Here is a 14,749-nt window from a genome sequence, read left to right on the forward strand (position 1 = left end):
TAAATTCGTCATCAGACGACTAGGGTTTACATCAAACCAATAAAAACAATGGCTTATATTGATGCGCTGATGTCCGATGAGAATTTCAAGATCGACAACTCAAGCGTTGCCGCAGGGGATCGGCAGGGATGGGCAAAGATTCGGCGAGACGAAAACACGAGCGCTTCCGCAAGGTCTCCGATGAGTCCGCTCGATACGCAATGAGCGAACCTGGAGTGAAGCGCATTCGCCCGGGCATACGCCAACACCGGGCCTTAAAAACATCGAGCGGCTGCATGGGAAACCACGCAGCCGCTCTCTTTACATCACACTACCTCAACCGCCGTGCGGCCCGAATCAGCGCACGAGGCAAGGCCGCTTGTTATCGAACGTCCAGTTCGGAATCAGATACTGCATCGCCACGCCGTCGTCGCGCGCGCCGAGGCCGTGCTGCTGATACAGCGCATGCGCCTTCTCCAGCGCATCCATGTCGAGCTCGACGCCGAGACCCGGCTTCTGCGGCACCTTGACCTTGCCGCCGACGATCTGCAGCGGATCGCGCGTCAGGAACTGGCCGTCCTGCCAGATCCAGTGCGTATCGATCGCGGTGATCTTGCCCGGCGCCGCAGCGGCGACGTGCGTGAACATCGCGAGCGAGATGTCGAAGTGGTTGTTCGAATGCGAACCCCACGTAAGGCCCCAGTCGTTGCACATCTGCGCGACGCGCACCGAGCCCTGCATGGTCCAGAAGTGCGGATCGGCGAGCGGAATGTCGACCGATTGCAACTGGATCGCGTGACCCATCTGGCGCCAGTCGGTTGCGATCATGTTGGTCGCCGTCGGCAAACCGGTCGCGCGGCGGAATTCGGCCATCACTTCGCGGCCCGAATAGCCGTTCTCCGCGCCGCACGGGTCTTCCGCGTAGGCGAGCACGTCGTGTTTGTCGCGGCACAGGCGCACCGCTTCGGCGAGCGACCATGCGCCGTTCGGATCGAGCGTCACGCGTGCTTCGGGGAAGCGCTCGGCCAGCGCCGTGACCGCTTCGATTTCGGCATCGCCCGGCAGCACGCCGCCCTTCAGCTTGAAGTCGTTGAAGCCGTAACGCGCCTGCGCGGCCTCGGCGAGACGCACGACCGTTTCCGGCGTCAGCGCCTCTTCGGTGCGCACGCGCTCCCAGTCGTCGCGCGCGCCGGTGTTGTCCGCGTACGGCAGATCGGTCTTCTTGCGATCGCCGATATAGAACAGGTAGCCGAGCATTTCCACTGCGTCGCGCTGCTGGCCTTCGCCGAGCAGAGCCGCGACCGGCACACCGAGATGCTGGCCGAGCAGATCGAGCAGCGCGGCTTCGAGCGCGGTCACCGCGTGAATCGTCGTGCGCAGGTCGAAAGTCTGCAGACCACGGCCGCCCGCGTCGCGGTCGGCGAATTGCGTGCGCACTTTGTTCAGGATTGCTTGCAGATTGCCGATCGACTGACCGACGACGAACGGCCGCGCATCGTCGATCGTCTTGCGGATGTTCTCGCCGCCCGGCACTTCGCCGACGCCGGTATGCCCCGAGCTATCGCGCAGGATCACGATGTTGCGCGTGAAGAACGGGCCATGCGCGCCGCTCAGATTCATCAGCATGCTGTCGCGGCCCGCGACGGGCACGACGCGCAGTTCGGTGACGACCGGCGTGGCGTTCGATTCGGTTGGTTTCGTGGACATGGAAAAAGCACCTGTTTGTGAAATGAGCCGGCCTTCGACGACATCGCGAGTTGCGCGCTTTCGAGCGGACCGGATGGAAATGCGAACTGGCAAGGATCGACGGCCGCCTGCGACCGTCAGTGTAGCCAATGGACGTTGCGGCCTCGGGACTCCCGCAACGATGCGCATCCGGGCGAAGCACATCGCCTCATGACAAGCATGACACGTTGTACGACGACAGTCTACTCCGATATCCCGGACGATTCCAGAGGAGTGTTTACCCTGCAATCTTTCTAAGGCACAAGGCTTTACGGCATGAAAACCCAGAACTCATGACGTGTCCCACGTCGAACTAAGACGTCTGATGACTATAATTTTCCGATAACCTGTATCGGCAAGCCGCAGGCGAGGCAACGGCTTGACCGTTAGTTGCACGCAAGCAGACAGGCGACCGGAAACGCCTGATAACGGCCCGTTGCGCCGCGCGCTCACCATGCGCCCGCACGCGAAATAGCCCCGAGCGCCGCCGTCGAACGCATGGGAATCCAGTAAAGTCCTGTGCGATACTTTGCTGGATCAGTCAACAAGCCACAAAAATGAGCAGCCTAACTGAAAAGGTGGTCGCCACTCTTTCCGATGAAATCCGCCGCGGCACGCTGAGGCCGGGCGACCGCATTCCCACCGAAGTCGCGATGATGAAGCAGCTCTCGGTGAGCCGCTCCGTGGTGCGCGAGGCGATCTCGCGCCTGCAGGCGGCCAACGTCGTCGAGACACGGCACGGAATCGGCACGTTCGTGCTCGCCCCGGCCGCCGAAAAACCGATGCAGTTGCCCGCCGCCGATCTCTCCAGCATGCTCGACGTGATGGCGATCATCGAATTCCGCATCGACGTCGAGGCCGCCGCAGCGGCACTGGCTGCCTCGCGCCGCACCGAGCAGAACCTCAAGCAGATCTACGCCGCGCTCGACCGCTTCGAGTCGGAACTCGAGCGCGGCAGCACCGACACGCTCGCGCACGACATCGAGTTCCATCTGCAGATCGCACGAGCGAGCGGCAACCGCTATTTCTTCGACGTGCTGAGCCAGCTCGGCCGCTCGGTCAGTCCGCGCACGCGGCTCGGCACCGCCGAAATCGCCGAACTCGATCACATCGAGGTGCTGCGCAACGTGCTCGGCGAGCACCTGCTGATCTATCGCGCGATCGAACGCCAGGACGCCGACGACGCGCGCGCCGCGATGCGCATGCATCTGAGCAACAGCCGCGAGCGGCTGCGTCGCGCGCATGAGTTGACGAAAGTCGGCGCCTGAGGGCGTCTTGCCCGCGCATCGGCGCGAGACTGGGCCAGTCCGCGCAGTTGCATTTCACCTCGATACTTCCAGCGGGAAACCGGCGCAGCATGTTCGCGCCGGCTTCGTCACGCGGCTAACGCGACGGAGGCCAGCATGGCACCACAGCACCACGACGACGCCCTCGAACAGTTCGCCGCACAGGGCGCCGCGCCGCTGCCGGCAACGGACCAGAGCGGCCACGTCGAGCACGACGGCGCGCGCATCTGGTACGCGTCGTACGGCTCGGGCGCACCGGTGATCCTGCTGCACGGCGGACTGGGACATAGCGGCAACTGGGGTTATCAGGTGCCGGCGCTGCTCGATGCGGGGCATCGCGTCGTCGTGATCGACAGCCGCGGCCACGGCCGCAGCACACGCGATGCACGGCCCTATCGCTACGAACTGATGGCGTCGGACGTGCTTGCCGTCATGGACACGCTGCAACTCGCCAAGGCCGCGATGATCGGCTGGAGCGATGGCGCGTGCGTATCGCTCGTGCTGGCGGCGCTCGCGCCCGAGCGCGTCGCGGGCGTGTTCTTCTTTGGCTGCAACATGGACCCGACCGGGACGAAGCCATTCGTGCCGACGGAGGTGATCGACCGCTGCTTCGGCCGCCATGCGAAGGACTACGCCAGCCTCTCGGCGACGCCGAACGACTTCGATGCATTCGTCTCCGCGGTCAGCGAGATGATGCGCACGCAGCCGAACTATTCGGCGGCCGATCTTGCACGCATCCGCGTGCCGGTCGAGATCGTGCAAAGCGAGCACGACGAGTTCATCAAGCCCGAGCACGCCGATTATCTTGCGCGCAGCATTCCAGGCGCACGGCTGACTGCCCTGCCCGGCGTCAGCCATTTCGCGCCGCTGCAACGGCCGGCGCAGTTCGATCGCGCGCTGCTCGAGTTTTTGCGGCGCATCGCGGGGTAAAACGCAGGCTGAAGCGCCGGCCGGCGCATGGCTAACCGATGGCGTGAAGCCGGCAGGAATCCATGACAAAGCGAGGCCGAAACCCACCCTGGCTCGGCTCAAAGCCGCACACCGTCATTTCAGGCCTAACACAGCCCCCTATTTTTCGCGATACGAAACGATGCCGCGCTTCGTAAAAAATCATGGTGCGTGGCACAAATCAGCCATTTCGCAATGTCGCCCGACGTTGCACATCGCAAAATTAAGATCGCAAATTGTTGTTTTTAAAACATAATTTTTATTAGAAAGAACCGTTTGACGCCTGCTTGCCCAACTAGCCGCTGACGTAGACTCTTTTACAAGAGCACGCGCTTCACGCAGTCGGATTCGGGAAGGCCTAACAGAGCGGTCCGCCCCAATCCCACAGATTGCGAAGAAGCCGTCACGAACCACGGTTTTTTTATTGGCAACTGGGAGACAAAAAATGAAAGGCTTTCGCTTTGGTTCGACGTTGGGAGCGTTCTACATTCTGCCGGGTCAGGACGGTTGGGAGGCCACCTACGGCAACGAAACGCTCGGTGAATTTTCAAGCCCGCAACAGGCCGCCGACGATCTCGCGCGCGGCCTGAACTGCGAGCATCTGTCTGAACTCGACACGTCGCAGCTCGAGTTTCCGGAGCATCTCGCCGATTGGGAAATCGTTCACGTGTAAGGACCAGGAAAGGGTATGACCGACGGTGACGTAGCAGTGCACGCAGAAACGACAATGGCGCTCGAAAGCGCCATTGTCGTATTTGCCACCGTTCTGGCGGCCGGGCTGCGTGCTTACCGCATGGCTTTCGAAGCCATCGTCATGCTCACCGCCTCAGTCGCGCACACGGCTTCGGCCTCAGGCGATCGCATCGACGATCGCGTTCAGCGTCGCGCTCGGGCGCATTGCCTGGCTCGTCAAACCGACATTCGGACGGTAGTAGCCGCCGATGTCCACCGGCTTGCCCTGTGCCGCGCCGAGTTCGGCGACGATCTTCGCCTCGCTGTCGGCCATCGCCTTCGCGACGCCCGCGAACTGCGCCTGCAGCGCCGCGTCCTCGGTTTGCGCGGCCAGTGCTTCGGCCCAGTACATCGCGAGGTAGAAGTGGCTGCCGCGATTGTCGATGCCGCCGACCTTGCGGGCCGGCGACTTGTCGTTGTCGAGGAACTTGCCGGTGGCTTGATCCAGCGTCTTCGCGAGAACCTGCGCCTTCGGGTTGTGGTACGTCGTGCCCAGATGTTCGAGCGACGCCGCCAGCGCGAGGAATTCACCGAGCGAGTCCCAACGCAGGAAGCCTTCTTCGACCAGCTGCTGCACGTGCTTCGGCGCCGAACCGCCCGCGCCGGTTTCGAACATGCCGCCACCGGCCATCAGCGGAACGATGGAGAGCATCTTCGCGCTGGTGCCCAGTTCCATGATCGGGAACAGGTCGGTCAGGTAGTCGCGCAGCACGTTGCCGGTGACCGAGATCGTGTCCTTGCCGGCCCGGATGCGCTCGACCGAGAACTTCGCCGCTTCGACCGGCGTCATCACACGGATGTCGAGACCGTTGGTGTCGTGGTCCTTCAGGTACTGCTCGACCTTCTTGATGATCTGCGCATCGTGCGCGCGCGCCGCGTCGAGCCAGAACACGGCCGGCGTGCCGGTCGCGCGGGCGCGGTTCACCGCGAGCTTGACCCAGTCGCGGATCGGCGCGTCCTTGGTCTGGCACATGCGGAAGATGTCACCCTGCTCGACCGGCTGCTCCAGCAGCACCGCGCCGGCGGCGTCGGTCACGCGGACCACGCCGTTCGCCGGAATCTGGAACGTCTTGTCGTGTGAGCCGTATTCCTCGGCCGCTTGCGCCATCAGGCCGACGTTCGGCACCGTGCCCATCGTGACCGGATCGAACGCGCCGTGCTTCTTGCAGTCCTCGATCACCGCCTGGTAGACGCCCGCGTAGCAGCGGTCCGGAATCACGGCCTTCGCGTCGTGCAGCGCGCCGTCGGCGCCCCACATCTTGCCCGACTCGCGGATCATCGCCGGCATCGACGCGTCGACGATCACGTCGCTCGGCACGTGCAGGCTCGTGATGCCCTTGTCCGAGTTGACCATCGCGAGCGGCGGACGCTGTTCGTACTGCGCCTTGATATCGGCTTCGATCGCCGCGGCCGTTTCGGCCGGCAGATCCTTCAGGCGCGCGTACAGGTCGCCGATACCGTTGTTGGGGTTGAAGCCGACCTTGGCCAGCGCCTCGGCGTGCTTCGCGAGCACGTCCTTATAGAACACCGACACCACCTGACCGAAGATGATCGGGTCCGAGACCTTCATCATCGTGGCCTTCAGGTGCACCGAGAACAGCAGGCCGTTCGCCTTCGCGTCGGCGATTTCCGCCTCGATGAAGCTGCGCAGCGCGTTCTTGCTCAGCACCGACGCGTCGATGATCTCGCCCGCCTGCACCGGCGTCTTTTCCTTCAGGACCGTCGTCGAGCCGTCCGCAGCCGCGAGTTCGATCTTGACGTTGCCGGCTGCCGCCACGAGCGCCGACTTTTCGCTACCGTAGAAATCGCCGCTGCTCATGTGCGCGACGTGCGACTTCGACTCCGCGCTCCAGACGCCCATCTTGTGCGGATGCTTGCGCGCGTAGTTCTTCACCGACAGCGGCGCGCGGCGGTCCGAATTGCCTTCGCGCAGCACCGGGTTCACCGCGCTGCCCTTGATCTTGTCGTAGCGAGCCTTGACGTCCTTCTCGGCGTCGGTCGTCGCGACGTCCGGATACGACGGCAGCTTGTAGCCCTGGTCGCGCAGCTCGGCGATCGCGGCCTTCAGCTGCGGTACCGAGGCGCTGATGTTCGGCAGCTTGATGATGTTCGCTTCCGGGCGCGTGGTGAGTCCGCCGAGCTCCGCCAGATCGTCGGAAGCCTTCTGTTCCGCGCTCAGGTAGTCGGGAAATGCGGCGATGATCCGGCCGGCGAGCGAGATGTCGCGCGTTTCGACGAGCACGTCGGACGAGCGCGTAAACGCCTTGACGATCGGCAGCAGCGAGTACGTTGCCAGAGCGGGCGCTTCGTCGGTCAGGGTGTAGATGATCTTCGGCGGTGTGGACATGATCGATGCTTTGCTAGGAAGTGGTAGACAGAGCGTTGGCGGTGCGGAGCCAGCGCAATCGCGGCGGCGGCTACGGCGCAATGCGACACGACGCAACCCGCGGCCCTCAGTTTGCGGCCAGACCGTGAGTATATGCGTGTTTTCCTCTATCCGGGGCGCGACAAACAGACGGCCGCACCTCGCCCAAAGGGGTCAAGCCCCGCCAGATAAGGCTTTGCGGCCGATTGCCCAAGTCTTTAAACAGATATCTTATAGATGACTTGAAGTTCGGGTTGACCCTCCGTTTATTTGTAAATGCGAATCATATGCATTATGATTTATGAAAATTTCGAACCTGGATCGCTCGTTTCAACCGTTTAGCCAACCTTAACGACTCAAGCGCTTCATCACTTCTCGCAACCACCCGGCCGACTGGAATTCCGCCGCGCAGCGTAGGCGCATGGCGGCGCCACGCTACGCCTACCTAAAACAAACATGCAGAAATCCATCGAATCCGCCCAGCTTGCCGTTATCCGCCGCCCCGCTTCCGCGCGCGGCGCGCGCCGTGCTCCGTCGCGCCTCAGTGCGGGGCTGCTCGTGAGCGCGGGGCTGTCGCTTTCCACGCTGTCGTCAGCGGGTTGGGCGCAGCAGGCTGCGGCGAGCAACGCCGAGGCGACGACACTGCCGGCCGTGAGCGTATCGGCGTCGAAGGATGCGGCCGTCGCGCAGGCCGACACCGTCAGCGCGGGCGCGCTCGGCTCGCGCAAGCAGGTCGACACGCCTTTCTCGACGCGTATCGCCACGAGCGACGACGCCCAGGACCTGTTCGCGACGACGGCCAACGATCTGTTCAGATACGACCCGGCCGTCACCATCAGCAGCGAGAACTCGATCAGCGAAAACTCGACATTCAACGTGCGCGGCATGCCGATCGATACGCTCAACAGCATCAAGGTGGACGGTCAAACCTTCCCGTCCTGGGACACCGACCTCTCGCTCGAACCGTTCGAGCAGGTGGAACTGCTCAAGGGCCTGTCCGGCTTCATGTACGGCTTCGGCTCGCCGGGCGGCATCGTCAACTACGTGCTCAAGCGCCCGACCGACGACCCGTACCGCAGCTTCACGCTCGGCTATCGATCGGCGGGCGTATTCAGCCAGGCCGTCGACGTGGGCGGGCGCTTCGGCAACGACCAGCGCTTCGGCTATCGCCTGAATCTCGCCAACGAATACGGCACCACCGCCGAGCAGGACGGCCACGTGAGCCGCCAGGCGGCGTCGCTCGCCTTCGACTTCCGCATCACGCCGGACCTCGTCTTCAGCGCCGACGCGCTCTATCAGAAGCGCAAGACCGAGGGCACGATCTTCGGCCTGATGTTCGGCGGCGGCCTCGGCATTCCCGACGCGAGCACGATCGGCGGCGCGCTCGCGCAGCCGCAGAACTACTATCAGACCGAGATGGCGTCGTTCGGCGCGGGCCTCGACTATCGTCTGTCGGAGAACTGGCGCGCGAGCGTGAAGTACCGCTTCGCGAAGGAAAACCGCACGAATTCGGACAGCCTGCTCTATGTGACCGACGCCGCCGGCAACTACGCGAATACGCTCTACGCGGCAATGACGCGCTACTTCTATCAGAACGTCGATGCGATGGTGCAGGGCAAGTTCGACACCGGCGGCATCCATCACGAAATCGTGCTCGGCACCGGCTACCAGACGCAGACGAGCGAGTACAGCAACAGCGAAGGCTGGAACGAGGGCTACTTCCTCGGCAACGGCAACCTGTACGCCACGACGCTGCTGAGCAACGACGAAGTGAGCATCGGCGAGGAACTGTACCGCCAGCAGCGCACCACGCAGACCGCCGTCTACGCGAGCGACACCGTGCAGTTCACGCCGCGCCTCTCCGCGCTGCTCGGCGTGCGCTACACGCAGTACCGGCAGAACGTGTACGAGCCGGGCGGCGCGGTCACGTCGCAATACAGCGCGAACCCGGTCACACCGACCTTCGCGCTGATGTTCAAGACCGATCCGTACTCGACGCTGTACGCGAGCTATGTGGAATCGCTCGAACAGGGCGGCGCGGCGTCGAACACGAACCTGAACTATCCGGCGACGTTCGGCCCGCTGCGCAGCAAGCAGTACGAAGTCGGCTTCAAGTCCGATCACAGCCGCTGGGGCGCGAACCTCGCGTTGTTCCGCGTGGATCAGGGCTACAACTACACGAACACCGCGAACGTTTTCGTGCAGGACGGCACGAAGCGCTACACCGGCATCGACGCAAGCGGCTGGCTCGCGCTGACGAGCGAATGGCGCGTGACGGGCGGCGTGATGTGGCTCGACGCGAAGGCCGTCGATATCGACGATCCGGGCATCGAGGGCAAGCGCATTTATGGCGCGCCGCGCTTTACCGCGACGGGGCGCATCGAATACAACCCGGCATATCTGCGGCCGCTCACGCTCGCATTCGGCGGCCGCTATGTCGGCAACCAGGCGGTCGACGCGGCCAACACGCAGTTCGTGCCGGCCTACGCAACGTTCGATCTGAGCGGCCGCTACGAAACGAAGATCGCCGGCAAGGACGTTACGTTTCGCGCCGGCGTGAACAACCTGTTCAACCGCCGTTACTGGACGACCGCGTGGGGCTACTACGTGTCGCCGTCGCCGCAGCGGACGGCGGTCGCGAGCGCGACCTTGCAGTTCTGATTAAGCCCGCGCTTGCTGTGGCGCGGCTTCCGGCGTTTCGCTCGTCGCGGGACGGCGCACGAGCGTCCACAGCAGCGTCGCGCCGATCAGATCGCCGAAACCGAGCGCGACGAAAAACGGCGTGTAGCCGACGCGGGTCACGAACCAGCCCATCGTCATCGTGAACGCGAAGTTGCCCAAGCCCGCGACGAGCGCGGCCATGCCGGTCACGGTGCCGACCTCGCGGCGCGGAAACAGGTCGGCCGACATCGAGATCACGGTGATCGACAGCGTCTGATGCGCGAAGCCGCCGAGGCACAGCAGGAACACCGCCACCGCCGGGCTATGGACGAAGCCGACGCCGGCCATGCCGATCATCAGGAACGCGGCCATCGTGAACGCGATGCGCTTGCCGTTGACGATCGGCACGTCGAAGCGGCGCTTGAGCCACGCCGAGAACGGACCGCCGACCATGCAGCCGAGGTCGGCCGCGACGAACGGCAGCCACGCGGTGAGCGCGATCGCCTTCATATCGAAGCCGCGCGCCTGATAGAGGTACAGCGGCATCCAGTAGACCAGCGTGCCCCACACCGGATCGGCGCAGAAACGCGGCAGCGCGATGCCCCAGAAATTACGCTGCCGGAGGATCTCGAAGACCTTTGGGCCCGAGCCTTTCGCGGCGCGCAAGCTCGACTCCTGGGTCGCGCCGATATACGCCGCCTCTTCCTTCGACAACGCCGGATGACGGTCCGGATGCCGGTAAAGCAGCAGCCACAGCACGGCCCACGCGAGCCCGAGTCCGCCGACGATCAGGAATGCGACATTCCAGCTGTAGTGCAGGATCGACCACGCGATCAGCGGCGGCGCGAGAATCGCGCCCGTCGACGTGCCGAGGTTGAACACGCCCGCGGCCGTGCCGCGCTCGTGCGACGGAAACCAGTACGCCGCCGCGCGCATGCCGCCCGGAATGAACGCGGCTTCGACGAGCCCGAGCATGCCGCGCAGCACGAAGAGCCCGACCCAGCCCGCCGCGAAACCGTGCGCCATGCAGATCAGCGACCACGCGACGCCGCACAGCAGAAAGCCCATGCGCAAGCCGACGCGGTCCATCAGATAACCGGTCAGCGGCGCGCCGATCGGATACATGACGAGAAACGCCCCGGTAATCCAGCCATATTCGTGCGTGGAAATGTTCAGGTGTTGCAGCACCGTCGGCGCGGCCACGCTCAGCGAACTGCGCGCGAGATAGTTGGTGATCGTGCCGAGCGTGAGCAGCCCGATCATCCACCAGCGCAGGCCTTTCACCTTGATAGACTTGGTCATGCCGTTACCTCGTGTCTCCGTGCGTCGCGCGGTTGCAGGCGAACCGCGCGCTTCGTTGGTCGCGGGGCGTGTGCCGCGCGACGCGGCGGCAAGCCGGCGGGCGCGAACGCAATCGACACCGCGACGATTCTCCGGTCGAAACCGGGTGGAATCCGCATAGTCTTTGTCGGCTGGATTGTCGCACGAAGGCGCGGAATGAAGAAAACGTTTTCTTTTTTCTTCGGGCCACCGTAGTGGTAAATCGAGTGCTTTCAGGCGTTTTCCTTACCCTAGCAAAATCCGTGGCACGCGTCATGAATGCTCGATTTCTGTATAGGCAGCGACATCAAAATTCTCGAATTGCGATGTCGAAGCGCGTTTACTCGACCGTTCTCGCTCGCTAGAATTGGAAATCGTTATCCTTCTTCCGCGCCGGGCGCAGGCGACTGCGCCGTTCATCGATAAAGCAAACCGCCCCCATGAAGATCGCCTCCGTCCGCGTCACGCCCATTGCCATCAGCGACCCGCCGCTTCTCAACGCGAGCGGCGTGCATGAACCGTTCGCGCTGCGCTCGATCATCGAGATCGAAGCCGACAACGGTCTGATCGGCCTCGGCGAAACGTATGGCGACAAGCCCGTGCTCGACGGCCTGCTGCAAGTGAAGGACCGCCTGCCCGGACTGAGCCCGTTCGATCTGAACGGCGCGGCGCGCGAAGTGCGCGCGGCCTTGTCGGCGGGCGCGCCGCCAGCGAGCGCGGTCGAGATCGATCTCGCGCCCGGCTCGCAGCTGGACAAGGCGGAGCAGAAGGTCTTCGGCGCCTTCGAAGTCGCGCTGCTCGATCTGCAGGCGCGCTCGCTCGGCGTGCCGCTGCACGAGCTGCTCGGCGGCGCGGTGCGGCGCCGGGTGCCGTTCTCGGCCTATCTGTTCTTCAAGTACGCGAGCGACGTCGATGCCTCGTACCGCCCCGATAGCTGGGGCGAGGCGCTCACGCCCGGGCAGATCGTCGGGCAGGCGCGCACGATGATCGAGCGCTGTGGTTTCGGCAGCATCAAGCTCAAGGCCGGCGCGCTCGACCCCGACATCGAGGTGGCGAGCCTGAAGGCGCTCAAGCGCGCGTTTCCCGATCATCCGTTGCGGATCGATCCGAATGCGAACTGGTCGCTCGATACGTCGATCAGGATCGCCAAACAACTGGAAGGCGATCTCGAGTACTACGAGGACCCGACGCCCGGACTCGAAGGCATGGCGCAGCTGCATCGCGCAACGGGCCTGCCGCTCGCGACCAACATGGTCGTCACGAGCATGGACGAATTCCGCCGCAACGTCGCGCTCGGCGGCGTGCAGATCGTGCTGTCGGATCATCACTACTGGGGCGGCCTGCGCGCCACGCAAACGCTCGCGACGATGTGCGCGACGTTCGGCCTCGGCCTGTCGATGCATTCGAATTCGCATCTCGGCATCAGCCTGATGGCGATGTCGCATCTCGCGGCGGCGGTGCCGAATCTCACCTATGCGTGCGATACGCACTATCCGTGGCAGGAAGACGAAGTGCTCAAGGGCGGCAAGATCGCGATCGAAGGCGGCTGCGTGAGCGTCACCGACGCGCCGGGCCTCGGCGTCGAACTCGATCGGGACGCGTTGGGCGCGCTGCACGAGCGCTATCTGCAATGCGGCATGACGCAGCGCAACGACGCCGCGCAAATGCGCAAGCTGCACCCCGAGTGGATCGCGAAGAAGCCGCGCTATTGAGCCGACGAGATTGCGCTGTCAGCGCGCTCGCGCCGCGCCATCCGGGCACTGCGCGCGCGGCGTTTGCCTTTACGGTGCGGGGCATTGCCGTTAGTATTAAGAAGTTACCGGAAAACGTTATCCCGAGCCGATGAAAAAGAGTGCCACCATTCGCGACGTCGCGGCCGCAGCGGGCGTATCGGTTGCGACCGTGTCGAAGTACATCAATGGGGCACAGCGTTTTACCCCGGTCGTCGAAGCGCGGCTCAAGCAGGCGATCGAACAGCTCGGCTATCGTTCGAACCCGCTCGCCCGCTCGATGATCACCGGGCGGACGCGCACCATCGGCCTCGCGATTCTCGACATCCGCAATCCGCATTTCACCAGCATCGTGAAGGGCGCCAACCGCGTGGCGCTTCAGCACGACTACACGCTGCTGCTCGTCGATACCGAAGAAAGCCAGGAGCGCGAGCAAACGCTGATCGAATCGCTCGCGCAACGCGTCGACGGCATGATCGTCAGTTCGCGCATGCCCGACGATTCCGTGCAATGGCTGCTCGATCTCGGCAAACCGGTCGTGCTGTTCGGGCGCAGCGAGCGCTTTCCGATTTCGAGCGTCGGCACCGATAGCTGCCTCGCGGGCTACATGCTCGCGAATCACCTCGTCAAACTCGGCCACCGGCGAATCGCTTATCTCGGCTTTGGCCGCTCGCGCTGGAACGACGAGCGGATTCGCGGCATCCGCAACTGTCTCGACGCCTTCGGGTTGCCGCTCGACGTTCACGAGGCGCAAGCGCCGTCGCCCGCGGCCGGCGAGCGCATGTGCTCGGGACTGATGCTCGGCCCGCGGCGTCCGGATGCCGTGATCTGCTACAACGATCTGATCGCGCTCGGCTTCATCAAGGAAGCGCGCGGACTGGGCTTCCGGTTGCCGCAGGACGTGTCGGTGGCCGGCTTCGACAACGTGCCGTATGGCGAGTACGCGTCGCCAGCGCTGACCTCGGTGGATTTCCAGAGCGAGAAGATGGGCGAACTCGCGATGACGAAACTGCTCGGCGAACTGCAAGGCAAAGCCGAAGAACACGCCGGCTATTCGATGCTCGATCCGCACCTCGTCTTGCGCGAATCGACGATCAGGCGCGGGCCCGCTGTTGGAACGGACGATAGCGGCACGGACGGGAACAGCCCAATGCGGGAAAGCGCGAGCCGGATGCCGACGACGGAGCGATGAGGGCATGGTCTCTTCATCAGGGCACAAAGCGTGTGCCCGAGCTTTAGACGGCGATGCACGGTGTGTGGCCAGGAGCGCGCAGCCCGATCTGCCGGTGAGTTATCCATGGGCGAAACAAAACGCATGCGGTTCGGCAGCCGCGCTACGGAGCGTTATGCGCAATGCCTCAAAAGACTGTTACGCCCGGCTCGAACGTTACGTAGCACCGGCCGGTACATCGCCCTCGGACAATCTGAAAAACACGCGTTTTACAGATATGAATTGCGCTTTTCGCATGATTCGGCGGTAAATGTTCTTATAAAAGAAGAAATAGAAATATAAATTACGTTTGGCCTGCAACTTGCATTGATGACCTCCATCAATAATCGTTCAACGAGGACATCATGCAAAAATTCGCCGGTCGTACAGCCATCGCTGTCGCGACATCCATGCTTCTCTCACTCTACGGCTGCGGGTCGACTATTCAGACTCCGAACAACCCGCTTGGTAATGGTGGGTTGTCGGGCACCTCGGGCACCTCCGGTACTTCGGGCACCTCGGGCACCTCCGGTACTTCGGGCACTTCGGGCACTTCGGGCACTTCGGGCACTTCGGGCACTTCGGGCACTTCGGGCACTTCGGGCACTTCGGGCACTTCGGGCACTTCGGGCACTTCGGGCACTTCGGGCACTTCGGGCACTTCGGGTACTTCGGGTACTTCGGGTACTTCGGGTACTTCGGGTACTTCGGGTACTTCGGGTACTTCGGGTACTTCGGGTACTTCGGGTACTTCGGGTACTTCGGGTACTTCGGGTACTTCGGGTACTTCGGG

General features: G+C 63.6%; 9 protein-coding genes and 1 pseudogene. 7 read left to right on the forward strand and 3 right to left on the reverse strand.

Translation table 11 applies throughout. The features are described from left to right. Positions 1-336 precede the first annotated feature (336 nt). Positions 337-1,686, reverse strand: coding sequence for a glucarate dehydratase (gene gudD, locus G3N58_RS01545; protein WP_167044856.1), 1,350 nt, complete (start codon positions 1,684-1,686; stop codon positions 337-339). Between the two features lie 575 nt (positions 1,687-2,261). Between gudD and G3N58_RS01550 the strand changes: the two genes are divergently transcribed. The 3 genes from G3N58_RS01550 (at position 2,262) to G3N58_RS01560 (ending at position 4,611) form a co-directional block, all read left to right on the forward strand. Then, positions 2,262-2,972, forward strand: a complete 711-nt coding sequence (locus G3N58_RS01550; protein WP_167044859.1) for a FadR/GntR family transcriptional regulator — start codon at positions 2,262-2,264, stop codon at positions 2,970-2,972. 135 nt (positions 2,973-3,107) lie between these two features. Next, positions 3,108-3,920 (forward strand): alpha/beta hydrolase, encoded by an 813-nt coding sequence (locus tag G3N58_RS01555; protein ID WP_205998315.1) that lies wholly within the window; start codon positions 3,108-3,110, stop codon positions 3,918-3,920. Positions 3,921-4,383: 463 nt separating this feature from the next. Continuing rightward, positions 4,384-4,611: a hypothetical protein gene (locus G3N58_RS01560; RefSeq protein ID WP_167044865.1), complete on the forward strand. Its 228-nt coding sequence runs from the start codon at positions 4,384-4,386 to the stop codon at positions 4,609-4,611. Between the two features lie 177 nt (positions 4,612-4,788). On the opposite strand, the gene G3N58_RS01565 is transcribed toward G3N58_RS01560, so the two are convergent. Next, entirely contained in the window at positions 4,789-7,017 is a 2,229-nt protein-coding gene (locus G3N58_RS01565) for an NADP-dependent isocitrate dehydrogenase (protein ID WP_205998316.1), read from the reverse strand. 474 nt (positions 7,018-7,491) lie between these two features. Between G3N58_RS01565 and G3N58_RS01570 the strand changes: the two genes are divergently transcribed. After that, positions 7,492-9,696: a TonB-dependent receptor gene (locus G3N58_RS01570; RefSeq protein ID WP_205998317.1), complete on the forward strand. Its 2,205-nt coding sequence runs from the start codon at positions 7,492-7,494 to the stop codon at positions 9,694-9,696. Here the strand turns inward: G3N58_RS01570 and G3N58_RS01575 are convergent, their stop codons facing one another. Then, positions 9,697-10,998: an MFS transporter gene (locus G3N58_RS01575; RefSeq protein WP_205998318.1), complete on the reverse strand. Its 1,302-nt coding sequence runs from the start codon at positions 10,996-10,998 to the stop codon at positions 9,697-9,699. A 458-nt stretch (positions 10,999-11,456) separates the two neighbouring features. On the opposite strand from G3N58_RS01575, the gene G3N58_RS01580 reads away from it, so the two are divergent. The 3 genes and pseudogenes from G3N58_RS01580 to G3N58_RS01590 all read left to right on the forward strand — a co-directional run. Then, complete coding sequence (locus tag G3N58_RS01580; RefSeq protein ID WP_205998319.1) at positions 11,457-12,728, forward strand: glucarate dehydratase family protein; 1,272 nt, start codon at positions 11,457-11,459, stop codon at positions 12,726-12,728. Positions 12,729-12,858: 130 nt separating this feature from the next. Then, on the forward strand, positions 12,859-13,938 hold the full coding sequence (locus G3N58_RS01585) for a LacI family DNA-binding transcriptional regulator (RefSeq protein ID WP_241016949.1): 1,080 nt from the start codon (positions 12,859-12,861) through the stop codon (positions 13,936-13,938). A gap of 383 nt (positions 13,939-14,321) precedes the next feature. Continuing rightward, positions 14,322-14,749: pseudogene (locus tag G3N58_RS01590) on the forward strand (hypothetical protein); the annotation flags it as partial.

The sequence above is a fragment of the Paraburkholderia sp. Ac-20342 genome (assembly GCF_017104985.1).
Taxonomy (GTDB): domain Bacteria; phylum Pseudomonadota; class Gammaproteobacteria; order Burkholderiales; family Burkholderiaceae; genus Paraburkholderia.